Genomic DNA, 23,241 nt, shown 5'->3' on the forward strand with positions numbered 1-23,241 from the left:
ATATTAGAGTGGTGCTACAAAGATATTATGTGCTGCTTTATAGCTAACATGTAATTTTTTTCCATGATTGTTGACCAAGGTCAAAGGGCCTTCATAAGCACCAACTGTTTTAATTGTGACTGTATCATTGATATTCAAACCAATACTGGCTAAATAATCTAGCAGTTCTGTTTCGTCGATAACTCGTTTGATAATGACTTTATCTTGTTCTTTAAAGTCATTTAGAGAAGAAAACTTATGTTCCTGAATAGGTTGATTATCACCAGGGATGACACCACCGTGTGGGCATGCTTTTGGAAAATCAAGGTACGATTCTAATCGACTAGCTAATTCAGAAGATGTAACATGTTCTAAAACTTCAGCTTCTTCATGGACTTCATTCCAAGAGTAGTTGAGATGTTCGACTAAGAATACCTCCCATAAACGATGTTTTCTAACTAAAGAACTGGCATGTTGTAAACCTAAATCCGTTAATTGAACCCCTTGATAGGGAGAGTGTTTGACAAAATCTTGTTTCTCTAGCTTTGAGATCATTTCACTTACTGAGGCAGCAGAGACATTTAAACCTGCAACAATCGATTTATTGGTTATTTTTTTTTCATAACCACCTAGTTCAAAAATTAATTTTAGGTAGTCTTCTTTATTTGGTGTCATTGCTTTCATCCTCGCTTTCTCTTCTATTCTATCAGATTTATTGAGTGTAGGGCAATCTGTAAAGCATGAAAAAATTATCTGCAAGCGGATTTTTTTGAAGAAGCATAATAACTTGTCAGTAATTTTTTTATAGTCTAAAATAAAGAGGTTGGTAACTAAAAAGTTGAAGGTGATAAAATGGCGTCAAAATTTACAGAGAAACATGAAATAACATTTTATGAATGTGATGTAAGAGGTAGGCTAACACTGCCAATGTTATTAAACATTGTGATCAAAACTTCAGAATCTCAAAGTGATAGTTTTGATCGTGGCACAGATTATGTGACTAATTTAGGCTTGGGTTGGGTTATAACCCAACATGAAATCACAATTAATCGTTTGCCAGAAGTAGGAGAGCAAGTCGCAGTTAGTACCCAAGCATCTACTTATAATAAATATTTTTGTTATCGTGATTTTTGGATTCATGATAAAGATGGAAATGAGTGTGTTAAAGTTAACTCAACATTTGTATTAATGGATCTAGTAACTCGCAAAATGACAAGTGTTCCAGAAGAATTAATTGCCCCTTATGAGTGTGAAAAAATCAAAAAAATTAAACGGGGAATGCCACTAACAGTAATCGAAAAGGGCGAGGAACGTCCCTATCGTGTTAGATTTTCAGATATTGATGGAAATAAACATGTCAATAATGCTCGTTATTTAGATTGGATGGTCGATAGCTTAGAGTACGATTTTTTAATCAATCATACGCCAACTTTTGTTAACATTCGTTTTGATAAAGAAGTAGCCTATGGGGATACAATTACTAGTAAGAGTTCATTGGAAACAGTGAGTGAAACGTTGAACAAAATGAGTTGTCATCAAGTAATATTGGATGAAACAAGTTGTGCAGTAGCTAATATTCACTGGCAATAAAAACGAAAAGATATTTTCTTTTCGTTTTTTTTTACTTTTAAAAGTTCATATTCTAATAGTATTTTAAATAATGGGAATCTAGCTAAAAAGCTTTAGTATCAAAGTTTTAACTTGTTATTTTGTTTAAAATAGCTAGTTTAAATAGGGTTATTGCTTGTAAAAAATGAGGAAGACCCTCATAATTAAATTATAATGATTATTAGAAAGAACATCATTAGTTTTTTCAAGACAAAAGGGAGTGTAAAAAAATGATTGAATATAAAAATGTCTCGAAAATATTTAAAGGTGGAAAAGTTGCGGTTGATGACGTGAGTATTTCCTTTGAAAAAGGTGAATTTGTTTGTTTTATTGGTACTAGTGGGAGTGGAAAAACAACGACTATGCGCCTTTTAAATAGAATGATTGAGCCAACATCAGGTCAAATTTTAATAGATGGTGTAGATATTCAAACACAAGATGCGGTTGAGTTACGACGAAAGATTGGGTATGTGATCCAAAATATTGGGCTAATGCCACACATGACAATTAGAGAAAATATCGTGATGGTGCCAAAATTATTAAAATGGCCAGAAGAAAAGCGGAATGAAATTGCTGATAGAATGATTGATTTAGTTGAGTTACCAAGAGAAATGTTAGACCGTTATCCTAGTCAATTATCTGGTGGACAACAACAAAGAATTGGAGTTGTAAGAGCGCTAGCAGCCGATCAGGATTTAATTCTTATGGATGAACCCTTTGGTGCCTTAGATCCAATTACTAGAGAGTCTCTACAAGATTTAGTCAAAGAGTTGCAAGTTAAAATGGGGAAAACATTTGTTTTTGTGACGCATGATATGGACGAGGCCTTGAAGTTAGCAAATAGGATTTTAATTATGGACGATGGTAAAGTTATTCAATTTGATACGCCAACGGCTATTTTGCAAAACCCAGCTAATGAATTTGTGGAAAATTTATTAGGTGAGGATCGTTTGATGCAAGCCAAACAAGAAGAGACAACAGTGGAACAAGTAATGCTAAAAGCTGCAATAGCAATTACGCCAGAAAAATCGATTTCTGAAGGAATTAGTTTGATGCGTGATAAACGTGTTGATACCTTATTAGTAGTAGATGGTACAGGTGTCTTAAAAGGGTTTGTTGACGTGGAAGATATCAACCGTCATCGCAAGACTGCTACAAGCATAGGGGATATCCTACGTACAGACGTCTTTTATGTAAAAAAAGATAGTTACCTACGTGATACATTACAACGTATATTGAAGCGTGGATTGAAATATGTTCCTGTTGTAGACGAGACAAATCGCTTGGTTGGAATTGTCACACGGTCGTCCTTAGTTGACATTGTTTATGATGCCGTTTGGGGAGAAGAAGAATCAACTATTACTAATGAGGAATCGGCTTCAGGTCAGGAGGTAGTATAATGAATACTTTCTTACTAGAGCATGGTCAAGAATTAATCTTAAAAACAGGCGAGCATATCGCCATTTCAGCAATTTCTCTATTGCTGGGTGCTTTGGTAGCCGTACCATTAGGGATAGCCTTGACAAGAACCCCTAAAATTTCAGGCTATGTGATTGGGTTTGCTAGTCTCTTACAGACCATCCCATCTTTGGCATTATTAGCTTTGATGGTTCCAATTTTAGGAGTTGGTAAAGTCCCAGCCATAGTCGCCTTGTTTATTTATTCGTTATTGCCAATTTTGCGAAATACATTTATTGGTATGGACAATGTAAACCCTGATTTGAAAGATGCGGCTAAAGGAATGGGGATGACCAATCTACAATCTATTTTAACGGTTGAAATACCCGCTGCTCTTTCAACGATTATGGCAGGAATCAAGTTATCAGCCGTATATGTCATTGCTTGGGCAACGTTAGCTTCATATATTGGCGGCGGTGGTTTAGGTGATTTGATTTTTAGTGGGTTAAATAATTATTTACCAGACTTGATTATTGGTGGGACGATCCCTGTTACTATTTTGGCGTTAGTAACTGATTTTCTATTTGGTAAATTAGAAGATAAATTAACGCCAGTATCAGAAAGGGGCGAGTAATATGACAATTAGAAAAAAATTAGTAATGGTTGGGGCTATTTTTTCACTGTTATTATTGAGCGCCTGTTCATTACCAGGATTACCGAGTAAAAAAAGCGACAATACGATTTCGATTGGGAGTTTATCAACATCTGAGTCACAAATATTAAGTGGGATTGTGAAAGGAATGATTGAACACGAGACTAATCTTAAGGTAAATATGGTAAACAATCTTGGGACATCTACAGTGATGCACCAAGCCATGGTAAATAAAGATGTTGATATTTCAGCTTCCCGTTACACAGGGACTGATTTAAGTGGTGTTCTGAAGTCTGAACCAGAAAAAGATCCTAAAAAAGCTATCGCGATAGTTCAAAAAGAATTTGCAAAACGTTTTAATCAAAAATGGTATGATTCTTATGGATTTGCCAATTCTTATGCCTTTATGGTATCTAAAGAGACAGCAGAGAAGTATGACTTGAAAAAAATCAGTGATTTAAAAGATGTTGCCAAAGACTTAACAGCAGGAGTAGATACATCTTGGTTAGATCGTAAAGGCGATGGTTATAAAGGTTTTACTAAAGAATACGATTTTGATTTTGGAAAAGTTTACCCAATGCAAATTGGACTCGTTTATGATGCTGTCAATGCAGGTAAGATGGATGTGGTCTTAGGTTATTCAACTGATGGTCGGATTTCGAGTTATGATTTGGTAGTCTTAGAAGATGATTTGCATTTCTTCCCACCATATGACTGTTCGATTGTAATAGGTGAAGAGATGTTGGAAGCTTATCCAGAATTGGATGAGGTTTTAGGTAAATTAAGTGGAAAAATTACAACAGATAAGATGCAGCAATTAAATTATGAAGCTGATAATAATTTACTAGAGCCAGAGATTGTGGCACAAAGATTCTTACAAAAAAACCATTATTTTGAAGAGAAAGGAGGCGCATAAGTATGCAAGATATGGGTGTAATGGCACAGTTTTTCTATTATTTTAAAGAAAATGGGAGTTATGTTTTAAGCCAGTTTATGCGTCATTTTTTAATCTCAAGTTATGGTGTACTTTTTGCCGCAGTGATCGGGATACCATTAGGAATTATGATTGCAAGACGCCGTAAGCTAGCTAAATGGGTGATAGGCTCAGCCAATGTTATTCAAACCGTACCTTCATTGGCAATGTTATCTATACTGATGTTAGGCTTAGGTTTAGGTGTGAATACAGTTATTGTTACGGTCTTTCTATATTCTTTATTACCCATTATTTCTAACACGTACACTGGGATGGTACAGGTTGACCCAACTATCTTAGATGTAGGGAAAGGGATGGGGATGACTCGTTTTGAATTACTATTTCAAGTGGAGTTACCCTTATCAATTTCTGTGATTATGGCTGGGATTAGAAATGCCTTGGTTGTTGCCATTGGGGTTACGGCGATAGGTTCTTTCGTTGGTGCCGGCGGTTTAGGAGATATTATCATTAGGGGAACAAACGCAACAGATGGAACTGCACTAATTTTAGTAGGGGCTTTGCCGACAGCCTTGATGGCCATTATGGTTGATTGGTTATTAGGAATGGTTGAAAAACGCTTAGATCCAACAGCTAAAATTCAAAAATAATTTTTAGAAATGGTAGGAAGTGTTTAAGACTTCCTACCATTTTCTTATTTATCTGATAATTAGTTGCTTTTTTTCTAACAATGGTGTATTTTTATAATTATTAAAAAAAGATGAGATTAATTAAATCCATATAAGTCTTGTTTTGTATAAGATAGGGAGAGTAGAAGGATGAGAGAATTTTATAAATCAAGAAAATTAGATAATGTAAGTTATGATGTAAGAGGTCCGGTTTTAGAAGAAGCTGATCGTATGATTGAAGAAGGCATTAATATCTTAAAGTTAAACACCGGAAACCCTGCACCATTCGGTTTTGATGCTCCCAATGAAATAGTAAGAGACTTGATTATGAATGTGAGAGAATCTGAGGGATATTCTGATTCTAGAGGGATCTTTTCTGCACGCAAAGCGATCGAACAATATTGTCAACTAAGAGGCTTTCCTAACGTTACGATCAATGATATTTATACAGGAAATGGTGTGAGTGAGTTGATCACGATGAGTATGCAAGGCCTGCTAAATAATGGGGATGAAGTCTTGATTCCAATGCCAGATTATCCTTTATGGACTGCTTCTGTTTCCTTGTCAGGAGGGACACCCGTGCATTATATTTGTGATGAGCAAGCTGAATGGAATCCCGATTTAGATGATATTCGGAAGAAAGTTACCTCTAAAACTAAAGCTATTGTCATTATCAATCCTAATAACCCAACTGGGGCCTTGTACCCGAGAGAAATCCTTGAAGGCATTGCAGAAATTGCTCGCGAACATAATTTGATTATTTATGCAGATGAAATTTATGATCGTTTAGTGATGGATGGACTCGAACATATACCAATGGCAACTGTTGCGCCGGATTTATTTGTTGTCTCATTCAATGGTTTATCTAAGTCTCATCGAGTGGCAGGTTTTCGTTGTGGTTGGATGGTTTTAAGTGGAGACAAGCGCTATGTGAAAGATTATATTGAAGGATTAAATATGCTGGCTTCAATGCGCCTATGTTCAAATGTTTTATCCCAACAAGTAATTCAAACGGCACTAGGTGGTTACCAAAGTAGTGATGAATTATTGTTACCGGGCGGACGTATCTACGAACAACGAGAGTTTATTACAAAAGCATTAAACGACATACCAGGTATCACAGCAGTGAAGCCTAAAGCGGCTTTTTATATCTTTCCTAAGATTGATGTCAAAAAATTTAATATAAAAAATGATGAACAATTTATCTTAGATTTTTTGCATAAGCATCATACTCTAATGGTGCATGGTGGTGGATTTAATTGGAATCAGCCAGATCATTTTAGAGTTGTTTATTTACCTAAGATAGAAGATTTACAAGAGATGACGACAAATATGGCCGATTTTTTATCGACTTATCAACAACGTTAACAGCAAAAAAGCAGGTAGTTTTAACTACCTGCTTTTTTTGTTTTTTTAAATAAATAATAATATTCCCGAATATAAAGAATAAAAGAAAGGAGTAAGAAGGCAACCGTCAACCAAATTAAAGCATTATTAATAGGAGTGGATAGGTTGGGAAATAATAATAAGACGAACATGGTGACATAGAAAACAGCAGTCGAGACTTTTCCAAACCATTTAGCACCATCTAATTTCATGTTCTTTTTTAATAATAACCAGCCTGATATCAGCATAAATAGTTCTTTGATTACCAATAAAATGGCAACGGACCACATCTGTGGATGATAAATAATTAAACTGAAAGCTAACGCGGCCTGTGTTAATTTATCAGCGACTGGATCAAGTAATTTGCCTAATTCAGTTATTAAATTAAATTTTCTTGCAATCCAACCATCTAATAAATCAGTCAAGCCTGATAGTAAAATAAGAGCTGCAGCCCAATAAAAATCAGTATCATCCTTTGCATTTAAAATAACACTTAAGTAAATAGGAACTAAGATAATGCGACAGGTTGATAGAATATTTGGAATCGTAAAAATATCGCGACGCCAGTTAAGAGAATCCGGTAAAATCTTCATGGTTAAATAACCTCTATTTCTGAATAATTAATTAATATAGTATAACACAAAATGCAAATAGGGTGGTCTTGATTACTGTAAAAAATAAAAGACTAGGATAATAAGTGAGTTTAAAATATATCCGCATAGAATAGAAGAGTCGATTAGTGGTATACACCAATCTTGACATTTGCGTTAATTAGGCGTAATTTAGAGTATATAAAAGCTAGTACGTGGAAGGAGAAATTCAAATGACAAAATATATAAAAGCTGATAAATTTTTTCTTAAAAGTGGGATGGTAGGACCTGGTTACCTGGCTGTTGATGGAGGGGTATTTGGTGAGTTCTCTAAAGAGATCAGTGAAGGGCAAGAAATCATTGATTATACAGGAAAATGGATTGCTCCAGGGTTAGTTGATACACATATCCATGGTTATATGAATCATGATGTTATGGATAATGACGCAGAAGGCATCAAAGTAATGTCAGAAGGTCTATTGTCTTGTGGGGTGACTTCATTCTTACCAACAACGCTAACTTCTTCTCGAGAATTATTAACAAAAGTCGCTAAAACGATTGGGGATAGCTATCAAGAAGTTAAGGGTGCTAAAATTCAAGGAATTTACTTTGAAGGACCATTTTTTACTGAAAAATATAAGGGAGCACAAAATCCCGGTTATTTTTCTGATCCAAGTATCGAAGTATTTAATGAATGGCAAGAAGCCTCAGGCGGCTTAATTAAAAAAATAGCTTTAGCACCAGAACGTGAAGGTGTATCTGAATTTGTTAAAGAGGTAACCAGTCAAGGGGTAGTCGTTGCTTTAGGTCACAGTGATGCAACGTTAGAAGAGGCTCAAAAAGCAGTTGAAGCAGGCGCAAGTGTTTTTGTCCATGCGTTCAACGGGATGCGTGGCTTACATCATCGTGAACCTGGTATGGTAGGTGCAACAATGACATTACATGATGTGTATGCTGAATTAATTTGTGATGGTCATCATGTTCACCATAAAGCAATGGATGTTTTAATTAAAACAAAAGGTCATGATCATATTGCCTTAATTACCGATTGTATGATGGCTGGCGGGATGCCTGATGGTGATTACATGTTAGGTGAGTTTCCTGTGACTGTAGCAGGTGGTACAGCACGTATGGAAAGTGGTAACTTAGCCGGAAGTATTTTAAAATTAAAAGAAGCACTTAAAAATGTAGTCGATTGGGGTATGGCTACACCAGAACAAGCAGTTATGATGGCAAGTTTGATTCCTGCTGTTAGCTGTAATATTGATGATAAATGTGGTGTGATTGCGTCAGGTCGAGATGCTGATTTCATTGTGTTATCAAATAAATTAGAATTAGAAGCAACTTATCTAGACGGTATCAAACGTTATGAAGCATAAAAAAAATGCATGAGCGAATTGCTCATGCATTTTTTTATTTTTTTCCAAACAATCTAGCAAGTAGTCCTTTTTTCTGTTTAGGAGTGGATGTAGTATTTGATACCACTTCTTGTGACTCACTTTGAAGTGGTTCTTTGCTTTGGTGCGACGATTCAGGTTTTATTTGAGACGTCTCCTCATGTGCGAGACTATCGTCATTGTTAGCTGTATCGATCGTCTCTGACAGCTCGCTACTCTCATAAGTAGGAATAATAGAAGAACTAAGAGTATGTTCTTCGTAGCTGACAAAAAAGTCAATGACAGGCATATCAAAAGTTTCAACATCGGCTTTAACCATAGTATTAGGTACGACAAAAACTTGTGAATCACTAGCTAAAATAAAATCACCATCAATTGTCATCGCCACAACTTTGACAACCTCTAAATCAAAATCAGTTGGAGTCAAGGTGATTTCAGAAGCAAGTTCTTCCAAATTTGTTTTAAATAAGCGATTAATCCGATCTTGATCAAGCAAGAAAAACTCATTGTATTGATAAATACGACGGTCGTCAAAGTGCTTAACAAAGGTTGTGACCGTTGTATCTTTTAATAAATGTTGTAATGTTACAAAGACGTGTTCCATAAAGCACTCCTCCTATTTTTGATTTAATATCGTAATATTGAAATTAATGGTTTGCTGTGGGTCTAAACTTTGCCCTTCCATTCTAATTTCTGTTGGCAAAGGTTCGTCCCCCTCATATACAGGGTAGACACGATATCGTATTGTTTTTCCTTTGTCTGCTGCTGCTCGTACCATATTTTCATACTTTGTCATCATGGGGGTGTTAACGGGGTTTTGATAAATGGTAACTAAATTTTTATACTCATCACCACTTCCACCTAATTGACGCCCAATGATATGCCCACGTGAATGATTGTATGGATCTAAACCAGAAATAAAACCTGGTGGTCGCACATCTGGATTTGCTTTAGTCCCTGTATTGATCATTTTTGGAGTAATAAGAGCATCAGCCCCAGTTGGACGATCATATTGGTCTACTGAATGATACTCAATCCATCCTTTTGAACTGTTCTTTAACTCATCAGCTGTAAAAGTTGCGTTGCCATTTTCGATAATTCCAGGGTTTTGACCTTCTTTTGGAATAGGTGCCTCTTTTTTTGATGAGTTATTATTTTTTGGACGATATTTTTGACTTTGCTTTGGCTGATCGACTTCAAAGATGTCTTTTACAAAATCTGGTGTTTGAACACCGAATGCACCTAAGATTAGAATAACAACCGTCCCAATTGCTATAATAGTTGGACTTAACTTAGGTGTATTGTTTCTTTTTTTTGCCATGCTATCCCTCTTTTCTATCAATGGTATTATACGCAATTTTTAGGAATAACTCAAAGAGTATTTCATGAGAAATATCGATAGTAATCAGTTATAATAAAACTTATTAAGTTGTTTTTATAATAGGTTCTTTAAAAACAACGCCAAAAGGAGTGAATCATGTGAGTTACGTAGAGATATCAAATGTTTACAAACGTTATGAAATGGGAGAAACAACGATTGTCGCTAATAATGATATTAATTTTTCAATTGATAAAGGTGAATTTGTCGTCATCTTAGGTCCCAGCGGTGCCGGAAAATCTACTGTTTTAAATATTTTAGGTGGGATGGATAGTTGTGATGAGGGAAATATACTAGTTGATGGCGTGGATATTGCTAAATTTAATGAACGGAAACTAACGACTTATCGTCGGATTGATGTGGGGTTTGTTTTTCAATTTTATAATTTAGTCCCAAATTTAACAGCTAAAGAAAATGTTGAGTTAGCGTCACAAGTCTCACCTAAGGCTCTAGATGTGGATGCCGTGTTAGAGCAAGTAGGTCTTGTTAATAGAAAAAGTAATTTTCCTGCTCAACTTTCAGGAGGAGAGCAACAAAGAGTGGCGATTGCACGTGCCTTGGCTAAAAATCCCAAGTTATTACTATGTGATGAACCAACAGGTGCGCTTGATTATGAAACAGGTAAACAAATTTTAAAGTTACTTCAAGATAGTTGTCGCAAGACCGGAACGACTGTCATTGTTATCACCCATAACTCTGCTATTTCCCCAATGGCAGATCGGGTGATTAGAATTAATGATGCTAAAGTTCGAAGTATTGAAGTGAACGAAAATCCAACACCTGTTGAAAAGATTGAATGGTAGGGGAAAATGATGAAGAAAACATCATTATATAAATCAATTTGGCGTGAAATATTTGCTTCTAAAGCACGCTTCTTTTCAATCATGGGGATTATTTTATTAGGGGTCTGTTTTTATGCAGGCATTAAAGCCACAGGACCCAATATGCTTAAAAGTGCTGATCACTATTTTTCAGAAAAAAAATTAATGGATCAACAAGTAATCTCAACAATGGGAATAACGGATGAAGATGTCACTCTTTTGGAACAGGCAAATTTTATTAAAGAAGTAGTCCCAGGGTATAGTGTTGATTTAAATATGTCTGAGACAAATCGTGTGGTTCGTTTTTTCTCACTTCCTCAGCTGCAGTCAGATGACTTAAACCAGTATGAAGTTGTGTCAGGTAGATTGCCTAACAAGCCTAATGAAATTGCTTTAGATAATTTGGCTTTCTTATTAGGGGAGTATAAATTAGGTGAATCATTTGAAATAAATAAAAAATCGGACACGAAAGAAATTTTTGAAGTAGGACAGTATAAAGTTGTAGGCTTTGTAAACTCACCACTTTATGTGGAAAATATGTCTCGAGGCAATACCCAAGTAGGCAAAGGTTCCATCGATTATTTTGCAGTTTTACCAGAAACTGAATTTAACATAGAGACTTATACAAGTGTATCTATGAGATTTAAAGAAACAGATAAGGCAACAGCTTATTCGAAACAATATGATCACGCTTTAACAAACTCTACAAAGGAAGTGGAGAAACTATTTAGTAAGCGTGGAAAAGAACGATTAGCTAGTATTAAGGAAGAGGCTAAAAAACCGCTAGATAAAGCGAAGTTAGAGCTAACTGATGGTCAAATTAAATTAGCAAAAGCGAAAAAAGAGCTAAGGGAAGGTGAAAAAGCTTTAGGTGTGGCTGAAAAACAAGGAATACCTGACGTTGCTTTAACCGAGATGACTAAAAAGATAGCGATAGGTAAAAGTCAAATTGAAAAAGAAGAGAGGACGTTACGAACAGCTGAGGTCAGTTTATCTGAAAAAGAACAAGAATTAACCAAGCTAAAAGCGCCAAAGTATTTTTATTTAACTCGGGATGATAATCCAGGCTATACGGAGTATCAAGAAAATGCGAAAAGGATTTCTTCAATAGCCACTGTTTTTCCAGTATTTTTCTTTATGATTGCTGCTTTAGTTAGTCTAACAACCATGACACGTATGGTTGAAGAAAAAAGAAGTGAAATCGGGACACTAAAAGCGCTAGGATATCGCAACTGGGAGATTTCACTAAAATACATTATCTATGCGACGATGGCTAGCTTATTAGGTGCTATTTTAGGTTTAGTCATTGGCTTCAATGTGTTTCCTAAAGTTATTATCGATGCTTATGGGGCTTTGTACAATCTGCCACAGATAGGAACTATTTATTATTGGAATTACTCAATGCAGTCAGTAAGTGTTGCTTTGATGTGTACGTTATTATCTGCTTTGGTGGTATTACGTTATGATTTATTTAGCACCCCAGCTAGTTTGATGCGCCCTAAAGCACCTAAGGCCGGAAAGCGTATTTTATTAGAGCGAGTCACTTTTATATGGCGCCGTTTTGATTTTAATCAGAAAGTCACAGCGCGTAACTTATTCAGGTATAAGCAAAGAATGTTTATGACAATTTTTGGTATTGCCGGTTGTATGGCACTGATTATTACTGGTTTTGGTTTACGTGATTCTATTTCAGATGTTGTTGAACTTCAGTTTAATAAATTATGGCACTATCAAGGAGTGGTCACTTATAATGAAAACTCTTCTAAAACTGAAGAAGATGAGTACCAAAAATTAGTAAAGACGATACCTGAAATTAAGCAACGTTTAATCTTATCGCAACAAGCAATGGAAGTGAAGAAAGAAAATGTTGCCACACAAAAAGTCACGGTCAATGTTCCTAATGATACGAGTAAGTTACCTGATTTTATGTTATTTAATAACCGACAGACAGGTGAGGTTTATCAGTTAGATGAGACAGGTGCCATCGTGAATGAAAAGTTAGCCAAACTATTTAAAGTTAAAGCAGGGGATTATTTACAAGTGAGTGGTAGTGATAATCAACTTTATGACATAAAAATTGCTCATGTTGTTGAAAACTATGCCATGCATTTTATATATATGACACCAGCTTATTATCAAAAAGTGATGAAAGAAGCGCCAACATTTAATTCTGAATTGTTATTATTGAAAGAACAACCAACACAAAAACGTGAAGATGATTTATCAGAAAAATTAATGGCAGCAGGTAAAATAGCTAATGTTACTTTTTTAAGCCAAACAAGCAGTGCGATGGATGATACGATTTCAAGTTTGAATGTGGTAGTCTGGGTACTGATAACCTCAGCTGCAGCTCTAGCCTTTATTGTGTTGTATAATTTAACAAATATTAACATATCAGAAAGAATACGCGAGTTATCAACGATTAAGGTTTTGGGATTTTATAATAAAGAAGTCACGATGTATGTTTATCGAGAGAACAATATTCTAACAGTTCTTGGTATTTTAGTAGGGTGTGGCGTAGGGAAGTTATTACATGGTTTTGTTTTAGAAACGGCAGAAGTTGATATGTTGATGTTCTCACCTACCATACATGGAGTGAGCTATCTTTATTCAGCATTATTAACTGCCTTATTTTCATTATTAGTCATGATAGCCATGCATCAAAAATTAAAAAAAGTTGATATGATTGAAGCTTTAAAATCAAATGAATAAGAAAATAGCCAATAGTGATATTGGCTGTTTTTTTTTATTACTTGCTATTAAATTAAAAAAAGACTAGTATACGATTAAGAAGCTTTTAATTATATGATAGGTTTAAATCAGTTAGAAATAGGAGGTGTCGTTTATGAGTAGCGCTGTTGAGATGACAACAATTTACTTTTATGTCTTAATAGTCTGTGCAAGCTTGTCCGTTTTATTAGTTTTTTTCGGTGATATATTGGAAGTTGACGGCCCTATTGCCCCAATTTTAGTGATCCCGTGGCTAGCTTTTTCTTCGTTAGGCGGTTATTTAGGAGAGCACTTTAGTGGCTTGAATAGCTTTTTAATTTTATTTATATCCGCTTTAATAGCGACAGTGATAGTATTTTTTCTAAACTTTTATGTGATTGTTCCCATAAAAAATGCTGATGCCACACTATCGTCGTCTGAAAAAGACTGGGAAGGTCGAATTGGGCAAGTAGTCACACCGATACCTCAAAAGGGTATGGGAGAAATTTTGTTAAAAAATGTGACAGGAGCAACGACGCGTCCTGCCAAGTGGTATGAAGTCCCACAAAAAAATGTCAGTAAACAAGGTGAAAAAGTCCTAATCATTGAGATAAAAGATCGAGTTTGTTATGTAATCCCTTATGATGAGACTGTTAATTTTAATTAAACAAAAAATTGGAGGTAATTAAATGATTATTGTAATAGGTTTATTTATTTTTATAGTGGTAATGTTAGCTGTGGTATTTGTAGCAAAATATCAAACGGCTAAGCCAGATGAGGCTTTAATTATTAGTGGTAGTTACTTAGGAAGTAAAAATGTTCATAGTGATGAAGCGGGGAATAAAATAAAAATAGTACGTGGTGGTGGGACGTTTGTTTTGCCAGTCTTTCAGAGAGCCAATCGTTTGAGTTTACTCTCAAGTAAATTGGATGTGTCAACACCTGAGGTTTATACAGAACAAGGTGTTCCTGTTATGGCAGATGGGACATCGATTATTAAGATTGGGTCATCAGTAGAAGAGATTGCTACAGCCGCTGAACAATTTCTTAGTAAGACAAGTGATGAACTAGAAAATGAAGCACGAGAGGTATTAGAAGGTCATTTACGTTCAATCTTAGGTTCTATGACTGTAGAAGAAATTTATCAAAATAGAGATAAGTTTAGTCAAAGTGTCCAAGAGGTAGCCAGTGTTGATTTAGCCAAAATGGGGTTAATTATTGTCTCATTTACTATTAAAGAAGTAAAAGATAAAAATGGTTATTTAGATTCACTAGGAAAACCAAGAATTGCTCAAGTTAAACGAGATGCCAATATTGCAGAAGCAGAGGCTGACAAAGAGACAAGAATTAAACGTGCCCAAGCTGAAAAAGAGTCACAAAAATCAGAATTAGAAAGACAAACAGAAATTGCAGAGGCTTCGAAAGAAAAAGAATTGAAATTAGCAATGTATAAAGAAGAACAGGATATTGCTAAGGCCAAGGCCGATCAAGCTTATAATCTTCAAAGTGCTAGGGCTCAACAAGAAGTTATTGCCCAAGAGATGGAAGTTAAAGTCATCGAACGTCAAAAACAAATTGAATTAGAAGAAAAAGAAATCATTCGTCGTGAGAAACAATATGATTCAGAAGTCAAGAAAAAAGCGGATGCTGATCGGTATGCTAAAGAACAAGAAGCTTTATCTGTTAAGGCTTTAGAAGTAGCTACAGCCGAGGCAGAAAAATTCAGAGTTGAAGCGATGGCTGAAGCCAACGCTTCACAGCTTCGTTTGGAAGGGGAAGCGATGGCGCAAGCGACGCTTGCTAAGGGGCGTGCTGAGGCAGAAGCGAAAGAAAAACTAGCTATAGCCTTTAAAGAGTACGGTGAGGCAGCTGTCTTGAGCATGGTTATTGAAATGCTTCCAAGTCTTGTGAAGGAAGCGGCTCAGCCACTAGGAAATATTGAAAAAATTTCAGTAGTAGATACAGGTCAAGGGGGAGAGCAAAGTGGAGCCAATCGTGTGACCAATTATGCGACTAATTTATTGGCGAGTTCTCAAGAAACCTTAAAGGAAACGACAGGCTTAGATTTAAAAGAGATGCTAAATAACTTAACTCAATCTAAACAAGCAGATTATTCTTCGAAAGAAGATTAAAAAAGAAGTAGCAGATTAATCTCTGCTACTTCTTTTTTTTATCTAGTTTAGTTTGTCTAATTAAGTTAGCTTCCTTGATAATAAAAAGAGGTCTTTTTTTTGTTTCTAAAAACATTTTGCCAATATATTGTCCGATGACTCCCATACAAAATAATTGGATGCCACCTAAAAATAGAATAATACTGACCAGTGAGGGCCAACCAGCTACTGGATCTCCGAAGATAAGGGCGCGTATTATAATTATAATTAAGAAAGTAATAGCGCTTAAAAAGGTGACAATCCCTAAAAATGAAGCAATTAGTAAGGGCATCGTTGAAAAGGATAGGATGCCTTCAATTGAATACTTAAAAAGTCTCCAAAAAGACCAAGATGTTTCTCCAGCACTACGTTCTTTGTTCTCAAATTCTATATAATAAGTATCAAAGCCTACCCAACTAAAAATCCCTTTCGAAAAACGATTGTACTCTTCCAAAGAAAGGATAGCATTGACCATTTGACGTGTCATTAAACGAAAATCTCTAACACCATCGACGAATTCAGTATCTGAAATTTTATTGATAAGTGAATAAAAACGTCGGGCGAAAAATGACCTTATAGGTGGTTCATCTTTGCGGTCCACTCGTCTTGCTCCAATACAATCGTAGTTAGTCGTTTCTAAAAGTTTGGTCATTTCAATTAATAATTCAGGTGGATCTTGCAGGTCGACATCCATAACGGCAACATAATCACCTATGGCATGTTGTAGTCCAGCTGCCATTGCTGCTTCTTTTCCAAAATTACGAGAAAAGGAAAGGTAACTAACTGTTTCCGGATGGTTTGTAGCAAGTTCCTTTAAAATCGCTAGTGTAGTGTCCGTTGACCCATCGTTGATAAAAAGATACTCCCAGTCGTAGTGATTAAGTTTTTGTTCAATCGTTTGGATGGCGTCATGAAACAACATGATAGTTTCTTCTTCATTATAACAAGGGACTATCAAGCTGATTTTTTTCTTTAACAAATTACTTCTTCCTTTCTAATACTAACAATCATCTTGCCGACTTAACTAGTTCTTAAGTTCTTTTTCTTTATAATAGGCGACTTCTTTTTTTAGTGCTAATAGTTGCTGTTCTTGTTTACGAGAAGTTTCTTCTAACAGTTTGAGTTGTTGCGCTAAATCAGGCTGTGGTGGGAGACTATCTTTCGATTTAGGTGGTGCAATGAGCCGGTTGATTAGTAAGGCCACAACTGTTCCAATAGTCGTATCCATAATTCGAGCTAGAGCGTATAAAAAAGTTTCAGTTTCTGGAACAGTTAAAACAATGATAAATAAAGTAGCACAAGCTCCAATAATTCCTGCATTTAAATTTAGCCTATCAGATAACATAATAATAAAAGTGACCAGTAATGGCAGAATTAAAAGTTCTACCCAAAAAGCATGGTTGAAAAACAAATAGATGTAAAAATAAACCAAAGCTAAGGCGCCACCCAGCAAGTTACTCAAAATCCGATGCAAGCCAAATGACACTGTTGAAGGCATATCTTCACGCATAGAGAAGACCGATGCCAAACAGGCAATCATAGGAGATGAGGGGCGGTCAAAGAGATGAAATAATAAAATACAAGTCATCACTGCTAAGGCAGTTTTAATTGTTCTAAATCCTAATTTAAATGGGCCAATTGTCATGGGTGTTTCGCCTTACTTTTAACCGCTTCTTTTTCAAATTGTTTTAGAAGACTTTGAGAATAGCTAATATTAGCTTGTGCCTCTTGACAAACCAAGTCTAGTGCACCGTATGTTTGTTCAATAATAAAAAGCTGTTCTTCGAGATCATCTTTTGGAAAGTCTTTGTAAAAAGCTTTTTCTTGCTTTTCAATAGTCTCCTGATAAATTCCAAGAGAATCAAAATTACTCATAACAATATCTAAACTATTACTTAATCGTTTTAGTTGTTTATTATCAACATCAGCAGCGTTCCGTTTGATGATAGTATTGAGAGCCCGCTGTTTCTTTTTTATTTCTGCTTGTTCCGTTGTCATTTTAGGTTTTAATTCTTGTCGCAAGGTGACGTTTCGATAGACCGCCCCCTCTTGGTTAGTCAAGAGATTTTCTTCCGTTATGTTCTTTAAATCATTATCAAATTCGGTAGGTAGTAGTTCAATTAATTGCGATAAGGTTTGATAATGGTTTTTTTGATTTTCAAGATTAGTATTTAATGCTTGAACCTCATTTTTTGCTTGTTCTAGTTCCTCAGTTAACCCACAACTAGTTAAAAGTAATAAGCTAAAGAGGAAGAAAAGTAGTTTGAGTCCTTTCTTCATAAGGGGTCCTCCTATCTTGATATAGTTTCTATCATATCATAAAACGGTGCAATTAGTTGTGTTAGTCTAGCTAAAAATAGTCGGTTTTTTGATTGTTTCATGTTATTCTTAATAAGAATGGGAGTGAGTGGAAAATGAAAGTCACAATAGGTATGAGAACAATAAAAACAGCGGTTTGTGCAGCTGTGGCAATATTAATTGCTCAGTATTTCCATTTGGAAAACCCCACTGCAGCAGGGATTATTGCTCTTTTGAGCGTGACCAATACAAAACGATCATCTTTTGAAACAGCTTTTTTTCGAATCGCATCTTTGATTTTAGCCACACTAATCGCTTATGGGTGTTTTAATTTGCTGGGGTATCATGCCATCGCTTTTGGCTGTTACTTATTATTATTTATTCCATTAGCAGTTAGAGGGAAGATGACGGATGGCATTCCTGTCAGCTCAGTCTTAGTGACGCATTATTTAGTAGCCGGTGACTTATCATTTGCGCTGGTAAAAAATGCTTTTTTACTATTATTTATTGGCGCGGGAGTGGCTTTAATCGCAAATCTTTTTATGCCTGATTTCACTAAAAAATTACAAAAAAAACAGTCATTAGTAGATGAAACAATTAAACAGTTGTTATTAGGAATGAGTTTATATTTAGGGGGAAAAGGTGATGGGAGACAGTGTGATCGTTTGCTAGATAATGTTGTCTTGTCTTTGAAAAATGCTGAGATTGCTGCACGCCAACAAGATGAGAATCGTTTATTTTCAGAAGAGTCTTATTATTTAGATTATTTTACAATGCGTCGTCTTCAAGTTGATATTTTAAAAAAAATGAATCAATTAGTCAAAGAAACACATGACAAAGAAAATCGTGTAGTAGTTACAGATATTGAAGAACTTTTACAGCTATCTTCTTTAAGTTTCTCAGAACATAACGATGGATTAGCTTTGCAAGATGCTTTTGCTAAGGTGATGAAAGATTATCGGCTAGCAGCACTTCCACAAACCCGTGAAGAGTTTGAACAACGAGCAAAACTGTATCAACTAATTAGTGAGTTTGATCATTTTATAACATTGAAAATTGAATTTCATAAAAAATATCAAGCAAATGTTGGTAAAAAAAAGCCTGAATAAGGGCTTTTTTTACCATTGTTTTCTCATAGCATCTAAAATAGTCATAACATCATAGGATAGAGCTAATGTTTGATTTTTTTTAGTTTGATTGACATAATGGGTCATATTTTCGACTTCATAATTTAGAGCTAATTCTGTTTTACCAATCGTTAAATGTTCCGTATGTCCATCTAAATAAGTGATAGTGGCGGTACTGGCTCGTGGATAGTCAGTGACTGTAATAAAAGCTTTCTCTAAGGCAATGACACATTGCTTAGGCATCTTAGCTTGAAAGGTTAGGGTGACAGTTGCGAGTTCATTTTGGCTATTTTGAAGGATAGTCACAGATTGTTCATCAACCTTAGTTGAAAAAGGAGACATAAGTGATTTGATTTCTGTCGGTTGACTTGATAAAAAATAGCGGACAAATGATACAGCATAAGTACCAATATCAAGTAAAGCCCCACCAGCTAAGTCAGGATTAAAGAAGCGATTACTAGGATCATTTTCTTTAAAGCTACCAAACGAAGCTTGAATCGTTTTTAAGGTACCAAATTCTTGAGCCTCAATTCGTTTTTTGAGTTCTTGAAAGAGTGGCATGTGATAGATTGTCATAGCTTCTGCTAAAATAAGTTTTTTCTCTTCAGCAAGTTCGATCATCTCGGTAAGTTCTTTGGCATTAAGTGTAATAGCTTTTTCACACAAGACATGTTTATTATTGGTTAAAGCAGACTTGATGGATGCGTAATGATGGTTGTGCGGTGTGGCAATATAAATAATATCTACCTCAGGATCTGCAAATAAATCTTGATAAGAACCATGAGCCTTAGGGATAGCGTATGTCTCACAAAAAGTCGTCGCTTTATCTAAAGAACGAGAGGCAGCTGCTACCAGTGTTCCTAAAGTGGGATCAAAATGTTTTGCAAATTCTGTAGCCATTCCTCCTAAACCTAAAATAGCCCAACGGTATGTTGTCATAATAGTCTCCTTTCATTAAAAAAAAGTAATTTTTATGTCACTAAATTTAATTTACTAAGTCTAGTTTACTATATTACTTAAATAAATTCAGAAAATATGTTTTATTAGATGATTTTTTAGAACATCCGTTGTAAAATGGTAAGAAAGAGGTGAATAAAAATGCATCAAGCAATGGTAAAAATTATTATGGATCGAGTATTAAGCCAGTTTGGGACAGAGACAAATTTTTGTCAGGTGTATTTAGGTATATCTCAAGAAGAGTGGGTAAATTGGAAAAAAGGCACCCAAGTATTAGAAAGCGAAATTATGCAGAAAATCAAAGGATTATTTTCAGATTATGAATGGATGCTTTTGCAAAAAATTATCCGTCAAACTGTACTATTCCCTGAAAAACGGCATTATGTGGTTGAAGAATACAAACGTGTAAAATCAGTGATTGCTAAACAGTGGTTACATACAGGTGAGGCAGTTGTCGAATTGATTAGTCAAAAAGAATCATATGCAACACAATCAGCTAGAGAGATAGGTAAAGAAGTAATTAATTTAAAAGTGTCAATGAATTATGGTATTTGGGGATATGATGATATTTTAGAATTTTGTTTGCCGGCTAAAATTCAGCAACAAATTGAAGATGCCCCTGTGGACTTATTAGAATGGGTTAATGAAAATTTGACAGATACTTACATTGGTAACTAAGAATAGGAATGAGCGAGAATAATATGCACAACTTTAATGAAAAAATCAAAGAATTATTTAACAACATGCTTCATAAAAGAACGTTTAAACGGAATCTAATTGGCGTATCCTCAGTCATTTTTGTTGGGTTTATGATTTCATCATTTATTTTTTTCCCAATGGATTCAGAAGGAAATAATAGAAAATATACCCAAGATGAAAAAGTAGAAAAAAAAGCGAATGATAAAAAAGATGAGTCGCAAAAGAAGAAAAAAACCGAGTCTTTGCCGGATATTAAAGCAGATGATTGGAAGCTCGTTCTAGTTAATGCTACTCACGCCATTGATCATGAAAACGAGCAATTGGAAGTGATGCCAAACGGTTTTGAATTAGATGAACGCATTACTAAAGAGTATCTAGAGATGGAAAAAGCTGCTGCTGCAGATGGGATTAATCTAAAAGTTGTGTCGAGTTATCGATCAATTGCACAACAAGAAGAAGTTTTTGCTACTAATTTAAATCAACATATTGCTGAGGGAGATACACCAGAAGTTGCAGAAAGTAAGACGCGTGCCTATATTACTGAACCTGGAACAAGTGAACATCATACTGGTTTAGCAATTGATGTGGTAGAACAAAGTTGGTTTGATCAAGGTTTAGGTTTAGAAGAAAGTTTCTATGATACTGAAGCGGGAAAATGGTTAGAAAAGAATGTCCCAAATTATGGTTTTGTGATTCGTTATCCCAAAGGAAAAGAAGAGATAACCAATATTAATTATGAACCTTGGCATTTGCGCTATGTGGGCAAAGAAAGTGCTAAGTATATGACAAAAAATAAATTAGTATTAGAAGAATATCTTAAGAAACTAGAAAAAGCAGAAAATCCTAAAGTAAAAGAAAAAAAGGCAGAGTAAGAAAGGATAATATTTAAAGGCATGACATGGCAAAAGTTAATAACAACTATTTAAGGTCTAAGCTGAATTTAATATTATTGTTACTGATAGGAGTCATCCTAGTAGGCGGAGTTTTTATAGCTAGCCTTAAACTGTTAAGCATATCAGAAAAAGGATCCAGCGATGAAGATATTGAGTATTTTGTGACTAGTTTGGTTCCCCAAGCGCAAAAAATTTACCAGGAAAAAGGGATTTTACCTAGTATTATTATTGCTCAAGCAGCTTTGGAGTCTGATTGGGGACGGAGTGAACTTAGCCAAACTTATTATAATTTATATGGCATAAAGGCCTCTCAAGCAGATCGCGATCATGTGCGTCTTAACACCGATGAATTCTTGGTAGGCAGTTGGTCAAAATCGAAAGAAAGATTTAAAGTTTATGATAGTTGGACGAGTTCAATGGAAGATTACGCGGGTTTACTGACCTTAGGAACGGTGAACAATCCGACTTTATATCACGCTGTTCTTCAAGCTACAAATTACCAGGAAGCTGCTGAGGCTTTACAACTAGCGGGGTATGCAACAGATCCAAAATACTCGGAGAAGTTAATCAATCTAATCGAAGCCAATCAATTATTTATTTATGATAATTAAAGAAAAAGAGATTTCTCTAGTGGAGAGGAGTCTCTTTTTGCTTTATTTTGAGAATGTTTTCTGAAAACAAAGAGAAATTGATAGATATTCGCTTGAAATTGTTGGAAATATGATGGATAATGAATGCACTTATAGAACATAGTTTGTATATAATCATAATAGGATGATTGTCTCTACCTGATACCGCAAATATCGGACTACAAGCAACTGTTAAACTTTTATTGTGTCGGTAACAGTCCCTTGTTACCTAATATTCAAAGTATTTTCTATAGAGAATTATTATTCTTGAGGGGGATTATTGTGAAAGCATTAGAAAATAGAATTGAGACAGATGGTACTGTCTTACAAGAAGGCGTCTTAAAGGTTGATAAATTTTTAACCCACCAAGTTGATCCAGTATTGATGGAACAAGTTGGGGCAGAGTTTGCAAAATTATTCGAAAAAGAAAAAATAACTAAGGTTGTTACAATTGAAGCATCAGGTATTGCACCGGCTATTTTTACCGGTTTACATTTAAATGTACCTGTTATTTTTGCACGTAAAAGTAAAAGTTTAACTATGAATGAAGAGTTACTAACAGCTGAGGTTTATTCTTTTACAAAACAAATTACTAGCACAATTTCTATTTCACGGAAATTTTTAAGTGAAGAAGATAATGTCTTAGTGATTGATGATTTCTTAGCTAATGGTCAGGCAGCATTAGGTTTAGTCGATCTATGTCGTCAAGCTGGCGCAAAAGTTGAAGGAATTGGAATCGTGATTGAAAAATCATTCCAAACAGGTCGTGAGTTATTGATTGAAAAAGGGTTACGTGTTGAATCACTAGCGCGCATTGGTTCTTTAGAAAATCAAACTGTCACGTTTTTAGAGGCAGATGCTTAACAAAAAAAGACAACCTTTTTAAAGGGGGTCTTTTTTTGTTAAGTAAAAGGGACGTAATTAGGTGATTTTTTAAGAAATTAAAAGTTAAAAAAAGGCTAAAATTTAAT

Annotated in this window: 24 protein-coding genes and 1 riboswitch; of the genes, 16 read left to right on the plus strand and 8 right to left on the minus strand. The window is 35.2% G+C overall.

Going from position 1 to position 23,241, the window contains the following annotated elements; genetic code table 11:
- Window positions 1-3 precede the first annotated feature (3 nt).
- A complete protein-coding gene (locus tag OL234_RS02855) occupies window positions 4-654 on the minus strand; it encodes a metal-dependent transcriptional regulator (RefSeq protein WP_275470100.1) in 651 nt (216 codons plus the stop codon).
- Window positions 655-831: 177 nt separating this feature from the next.
- Between OL234_RS02855 and OL234_RS02860 the strand changes: the two genes are divergently transcribed.
- The 6 genes from OL234_RS02860 to OL234_RS02885 all read left to right on the plus strand — a co-directional run bounded on the left by OL234_RS02860 (window position 832) and on the right by OL234_RS02885 (window position 6,604).
- A complete protein-coding gene (locus OL234_RS02860) occupies window positions 832-1,569 on the plus strand; it encodes an acyl-[acyl-carrier-protein] thioesterase (RefSeq protein ID WP_275469669.1) in 738 nt (245 codons plus the stop codon).
- Between the two features lie 248 nt (window positions 1,570-1,817).
- On the plus strand, window positions 1,818-2,987 hold the full coding sequence (locus OL234_RS02865; protein WP_275469670.1) for a betaine/proline/choline family ABC transporter ATP-binding protein: 1,170 nt from the start codon (window positions 1,818-1,820) through the stop codon (window positions 2,985-2,987).
- The gene (locus tag OL234_RS02870; RefSeq protein WP_275469671.1) at window positions 2,987-3,619 is read left to right on the plus strand and encodes an ABC transporter permease; all 633 of its coding nucleotides are present in this window, start codon (window positions 2,987-2,989) and stop codon (window positions 3,617-3,619) included. The genes OL234_RS02865 and OL234_RS02870 overlap by 1 nt, the downstream gene beginning before the upstream one ends.
- A 7-nt stretch (window positions 3,620-3,626) precedes the next feature.
- Complete coding sequence (locus OL234_RS02875; RefSeq protein WP_275470101.1) at window positions 3,627-4,553, plus strand: osmoprotectant ABC transporter substrate-binding protein; 927 nt, start codon at window positions 3,627-3,629, stop codon at window positions 4,551-4,553.
- A 2-nt stretch (window positions 4,554-4,555) separates the two neighbouring features.
- Window positions 4,556-5,218 (plus strand): ABC transporter permease, encoded by a 663-nt coding sequence (locus tag OL234_RS02880; RefSeq protein WP_437184429.1) that lies wholly within the window; start codon window positions 4,556-4,558, stop codon window positions 5,216-5,218.
- A gap of 168 nt (window positions 5,219-5,386) precedes the next feature.
- Complete coding sequence (locus OL234_RS02885) at window positions 5,387-6,604, plus strand: pyridoxal phosphate-dependent aminotransferase (RefSeq protein WP_275469672.1); 1,218 nt, start codon at window positions 5,387-5,389, stop codon at window positions 6,602-6,604.
- A gap of 20 nt (window positions 6,605-6,624) precedes the next feature.
- On the opposite strand, the gene OL234_RS02890 is transcribed toward OL234_RS02885, so the two are convergent.
- Window positions 6,625-7,215: a CDP-alcohol phosphatidyltransferase family protein gene (locus OL234_RS02890; protein WP_275469673.1), complete on the minus strand. Its 591-nt coding sequence runs from the start codon at window positions 7,213-7,215 to the stop codon at window positions 6,625-6,627.
- Between the two features lie 230 nt (window positions 7,216-7,445).
- Here OL234_RS02890 and nagA point away from each other — a divergent pair, with 230 nt between their 5' ends.
- The gene (gene nagA / locus OL234_RS02895; RefSeq protein WP_275469674.1) at window positions 7,446-8,591 is read left to right on the plus strand and encodes an N-acetylglucosamine-6-phosphate deacetylase; all 1,146 of its coding nucleotides are present in this window, start codon (window positions 7,446-7,448) and stop codon (window positions 8,589-8,591) included.
- Between the two features lie 34 nt (window positions 8,592-8,625).
- On the opposite strand, the gene OL234_RS02900 is transcribed toward nagA, so the two are convergent.
- Together OL234_RS02900 and OL234_RS02905 are read right to left on the minus strand one after the other, a co-directional pair.
- Window positions 8,626-9,213 carry a hypothetical protein gene (locus tag OL234_RS02900; protein WP_275469675.1) on the minus strand — a complete coding sequence of 196 codons (588 nt, stop codon included), beginning with the start codon at window positions 9,211-9,213 and terminating at the stop codon, window positions 8,626-8,628.
- A gap of 12 nt (window positions 9,214-9,225) precedes the next feature.
- Window positions 9,226-9,930, minus strand: a complete 705-nt coding sequence (locus tag OL234_RS02905) for a DNA/RNA non-specific endonuclease (RefSeq protein ID WP_275469676.1) — start codon at window positions 9,928-9,930, stop codon at window positions 9,226-9,228.
- Window positions 9,931-10,088: 158 nt separating this feature from the next.
- On the opposite strand from OL234_RS02905, the gene OL234_RS02910 reads away from it, so the two are divergent.
- The 4 genes from OL234_RS02910 (at window position 10,089) to floT (ending at window position 15,649) form a co-directional block, all read left to right on the plus strand.
- Window positions 10,089-10,790 (plus strand): ABC transporter ATP-binding protein, encoded by a 702-nt coding sequence (locus OL234_RS02910; protein WP_275469677.1) that lies wholly within the window; start codon window positions 10,089-10,091, stop codon window positions 10,788-10,790.
- A 9-nt stretch (window positions 10,791-10,799) separates the two neighbouring features.
- Window positions 10,800-13,520, plus strand: a complete 2,721-nt coding sequence (locus tag OL234_RS02915) for an FtsX-like permease family protein (RefSeq protein ID WP_275469678.1) — start codon at window positions 10,800-10,802, stop codon at window positions 13,518-13,520.
- A gap of 133 nt (window positions 13,521-13,653) precedes the next feature.
- Window positions 13,654-14,184 carry an NfeD family membrane protein gene (locus OL234_RS02920; protein WP_275469679.1) on the plus strand — a complete coding sequence of 177 codons (531 nt, stop codon included), beginning with the start codon at window positions 13,654-13,656 and terminating at the stop codon, window positions 14,182-14,184.
- A gap of 22 nt (window positions 14,185-14,206) precedes the next feature.
- Window positions 14,207-15,649: a flotillin lipid rafts scaffold protein FloT gene (gene floT / locus OL234_RS02925; protein WP_275469680.1), complete on the plus strand. Its 1,443-nt coding sequence runs from the start codon at window positions 14,207-14,209 to the stop codon at window positions 15,647-15,649.
- Between the two features lie 25 nt (window positions 15,650-15,674).
- Here floT and OL234_RS02930 read toward each other — a convergent pair whose 3' ends face one another.
- The 3 genes from OL234_RS02930 to OL234_RS02940 are packed head-to-tail and all read right to left on the minus strand — an operon-like array spanning window position 15,675 to window position 17,947.
- Window positions 15,675-16,646, minus strand: coding sequence for a glycosyltransferase family 2 protein (locus OL234_RS02930; RefSeq protein WP_275469681.1), 972 nt, complete (start codon window positions 16,644-16,646; stop codon window positions 15,675-15,677).
- A 45-nt stretch (window positions 16,647-16,691) separates the two neighbouring features.
- Complete coding sequence (locus OL234_RS02935; protein WP_275469682.1) at window positions 16,692-17,312, minus strand: FUSC family protein; 621 nt, start codon at window positions 17,310-17,312, stop codon at window positions 16,692-16,694.
- A complete protein-coding gene (locus OL234_RS02940; RefSeq protein WP_275469683.1) occupies window positions 17,309-17,947 on the minus strand; it encodes a hypothetical protein in 639 nt (212 codons plus the stop codon). The genes OL234_RS02935 and OL234_RS02940 overlap by 4 nt, the downstream gene beginning before the upstream one ends.
- Before the next feature lie 152 nt (window positions 17,948-18,099).
- On the opposite strand from OL234_RS02940, the gene OL234_RS02945 reads away from it, so the two are divergent.
- The gene (locus OL234_RS02945; protein WP_275469684.1) at window positions 18,100-19,074 is read left to right on the plus strand and encodes an aromatic acid exporter family protein; all 975 of its coding nucleotides are present in this window, start codon (window positions 18,100-18,102) and stop codon (window positions 19,072-19,074) included.
- 9 nt (window positions 19,075-19,083) lie between these two features.
- Here the strand turns inward: OL234_RS02945 and OL234_RS02950 are convergent, their stop codons facing one another.
- Window positions 19,084-20,031, minus strand: a complete 948-nt coding sequence (locus tag OL234_RS02950) for a Gfo/Idh/MocA family protein (RefSeq protein WP_275469685.1) — start codon at window positions 20,029-20,031, stop codon at window positions 19,084-19,086.
- A 159-nt stretch (window positions 20,032-20,190) separates the two neighbouring features.
- Here OL234_RS02950 and OL234_RS02955 point away from each other — a divergent pair, with 159 nt between their 5' ends.
- The 4 genes from OL234_RS02955 (at window position 20,191) to OL234_RS02970 (ending at window position 23,134) form a co-directional block, all read left to right on the plus strand.
- Window positions 20,191-20,727, plus strand: coding sequence for a hypothetical protein (locus tag OL234_RS02955; protein WP_275469686.1), 537 nt, complete (start codon window positions 20,191-20,193; stop codon window positions 20,725-20,727).
- A gap of 8 nt (window positions 20,728-20,735) precedes the next feature.
- Window positions 20,736-21,620 carry a M15 family metallopeptidase gene (locus OL234_RS02960; RefSeq protein ID WP_275469687.1) on the plus strand — a complete coding sequence of 295 codons (885 nt, stop codon included), beginning with the start codon at window positions 20,736-20,738 and terminating at the stop codon, window positions 21,618-21,620.
- A gap of 26 nt (window positions 21,621-21,646) precedes the next feature.
- Window positions 21,647-22,252, plus strand: a complete 606-nt coding sequence (locus OL234_RS02965) for a glycoside hydrolase family 73 protein (RefSeq protein ID WP_275469688.1) — start codon at window positions 21,647-21,649, stop codon at window positions 22,250-22,252.
- Window positions 22,253-22,375: 123 nt separating this feature from the next.
- Window positions 22,376-22,472: riboswitch (purine riboswitch) on the plus strand.
- 80 nt (window positions 22,473-22,552) lie between these two features.
- Window positions 22,553-23,134, plus strand: coding sequence for a xanthine phosphoribosyltransferase (locus OL234_RS02970; RefSeq protein ID WP_275469689.1), 582 nt, complete (start codon window positions 22,553-22,555; stop codon window positions 23,132-23,134).
- Window positions 23,135-23,241 lie beyond the last annotated feature (107 nt).

The organism is Vagococcus intermedius (assembly GCF_029144185.1).
Classification (GTDB): Bacteria; Bacillota; Bacilli; order Lactobacillales; family Vagococcaceae; genus Vagococcus_D; species Vagococcus_D intermedius.